This window comes from Segatella albensis DSM 11370 = JCM 12258 (genome assembly GCF_000426565.1).
Classification (GTDB): domain Bacteria; phylum Bacteroidota; class Bacteroidia; order Bacteroidales; family Bacteroidaceae; genus Prevotella; species Prevotella albensis.
The window spans coordinates 20,213-22,938 of record NZ_KE384543.1 but is presented as its reverse complement, the minus strand read 5'-3'; the positions used below and the strand labels follow the sequence as shown (position 1 = coordinate 22,938).

Sequence of the window (2,726 nt, the reverse complement as noted above, 5' to 3'; positions counted from 1 at the left end):
ACTTTTACGGCACCTTTGAATACCAATTATAAGCTGGAAGTCTGGGGAGGACAAGGAGGCGGATATGTTGGCATTCCAGACCGAGCACAAGGAGGAAAAGGAGGCTATGCCCAAGGTTTTTACTCAATGTTTAAAGACCAAGTTATTTATATCTCAGTTGGAGGCGGAAATGGTATATCATGGAATGGAGGAGGTCTTCTTGAAGGAAATATAATGTGTGGTGGCGGTGCGACATCTATCCAAAAGAGTTTAATATCTGATGGACAATTATATCATTATGAATCTGTTAAAGAAACAGATGTATTAATTGTTGCTGGCGGAGGTGGAGGTAGTGAATGGTATTATAGCTATACTGACTTGATAACACCGGTAGGTGGATCCGGTGGAGGTATAAATGGAGAAGACGGATCCATGGGATATTTAAACGGAAATACAATCCCATGTCCAGGAGCGAAAGGTGGTACCCAAACTACAGGAGGTAAATCTACAGCAATAGAAGCAAGGTCTGGTACTCAAACTATAGTTGATGGTTCTTTTGGAAGAGGAGGATATACATTAGGTGGTGACGGTGGTGGCCAAGGTGGCGGCGGCTGGTATGGCGGTGGTGCTGCTGATTATGCCGGTGGCGGAGGTGGCGGATCCGGACATATCGGAACAATGTGTACAAATGGTTCTATGCAATCAGGAGTCCATGAAGGTAATGGCTATTGCATGATAACTTGGCAACAACTACCATAATTATAATAGGCTATATCAACAAATTCGCTGATATAGCCTATTTCTATATATGTATGTCCCGAACGAATCCCGAGTGCATCCCGAAGATTTATATGGAAAAACAGTGTTATAGGCTAGGTAATATCCAACTGATTATTGCATATCCATCTCCAGAATGTCCTGTTTCTGTACCACCTTTAGGCTTGGGAAATGTTTGGTTGCCAGCTATAGTTGTTCCATTTGTGAGCATCGTTCCAATATGTCCAGAGCCTCCTCCGCCACATACCCCCACATCACTTTGTGTAGGAATAATGGTATAGCCACCGTACCAGCCTCCACCACCAGCACCAACATCACAGTTATTCGAAATTCCAGTTACGGTTTGTCCAAGACCAAATGCATAGCCAGAGTTTTGGGTTGCTTGTTGGTCTACATATGTCCCCCTTGTATGAGTTGTTATACATCCAGTTTCACCTCCACCATATCCATATTCAATTGGTGAATGTATAGAACCTGCACCTCCTGCAACTATTAATACATCTATATTCTTTACAAACTCATAATTTAAGAGTTGTCCATCTTCTATTAAAGAGGCTTGAATAGATGTACAACCTCCACCGCCTGCCATAGATTCATCATCGTTATGGTCCCATTCACCATCACCACCTCCATTCCAACCACCTTTATTTCTTGATTGGAATTGTCCATCATCTCCTTTTCCTCCAACAGACACATATATAACTTGATTTGCATTCATGCTGTAGTAGCCATAACTATATCCTCCTTTACCATATACGTGAGATAGAAGATTACCGTCTCCCATTTTACATCCAGATGCTGCACCCCACACTTCCAGCTTATAATCTCCACTTATGGGTGCTGTAAAAGTCTGCACACTTCCCGTGTGTTTGTACTCCAGCAGCTACCAAAAAGAAAATATTTAACAGCAGGAGAGTATATAATAAGAGTGTGTCAATAATCAAGTAGACATTGACACACTATTTATTATAGGCTTGGTGATATCCATGAAATTATACAATAACCATTACCACTATGCCCTATTTCTGTACCACCTCCAGGTTTTGGCATCACTGAACCACCATCTATCATTACAGCATTAGTAAATACCTTACCACTATAATGATTAGGTTGACCGGTATGAACAATATGATCTTCTATTGAAGATTCATCTATTGCATCACAGCCTGTATAACCAGAGATGAAGGAAGAACCGCCACCGCCACAGACATGGCCTCTACATGATGCACCTCCGCCATAATAGCCACCTCCGCCACCGGAACCGCCCTGATAGAATTCTAAATATGAATCACCACCAAACCCAAATCCTCCCTGATATAGTTTTGTATCTTTTACAGATATTCCTCCGATTGTTTCTGTTACCTCTTGACAATTTCCCGCATATGTTTGAGTTCCACCAGTTCCTCTATATCTCAGTTCTATATTGGGTCCTCTGTAATCTTGGCCATCAAATCCTACAAGACCACCTCCAGATCCAGCTTCTTCATTGGGCAAACCACCTCCAGTTCCAGCACCACCAGCGGCAACCATTATTCTAGATTTCAGAGAATTAAAATCATTCCAATTACCAGATATAATTCTTATATCTGTTGCGCCACCACCGCTACTCCCAACCTGTTCTTCACGAAAAGTTCCAGAACCTCCACCATTGTATCCTCTTGGATATGATTGAATAGTTTCCCCTCCTGTAATATAACTAGTATTAGGATGTTGACCGACATAAACATATAGAGAGGTTTGCTTTAATAAATTCAGGCTTCCTGATGTATATCCACCATCAGCACCAAAGGATATGTAATTAGGAGTTCGAAGTCCTCCTCCTTGCGCTCCCCAGCATTGAATTTTATAAGTAGTCGATAGAGGCGCAGTAAAAGCTTGCACACTTCCCGTGTGTTTGTACTTTCAATAATATATAAAAGAAAATATTCAACAATATTAGAGTGCATAATAAACAAAGAGTGCACCAATTG

At 41.5% G+C, this 2,726-nt stretch carries 3 protein-coding genes; 1 reads left to right on the top strand and 2 read right to left on the bottom strand.

Annotation, left to right across the window (positions count from 1 at the left end; translation table 11 throughout):
• Positions 1 to 738, top strand: a 738-nt coding sequence (locus K333_RS0111580; protein WP_027452737.1) for a glycine-rich protein, incomplete at its 5' end; no start/stop codon positions are given.
• Between the two features lie 106 nt (positions 739 to 844).
• Here the strand turns inward: K333_RS0111580 and K333_RS0111575 are convergent.
• A complete protein-coding gene (locus K333_RS0111575; RefSeq protein ID WP_036889208.1) occupies positions 845 to 1,612 on the bottom strand; it encodes a glycine-rich protein in 768 nt (255 codons plus the stop codon).
• A 110-nt stretch (positions 1,613 to 1,722) separates the two neighbouring features.
• Positions 1,723 to 2,637, bottom strand: coding sequence for a glycine rich domain-containing protein (locus tag K333_RS13020; protein ID WP_081657269.1), 915 nt, complete (start codon positions 2,635 to 2,637; stop codon positions 1,723 to 1,725).
• Between the last annotated feature and the right edge of the window lie 89 nt (positions 2,638 to 2,726).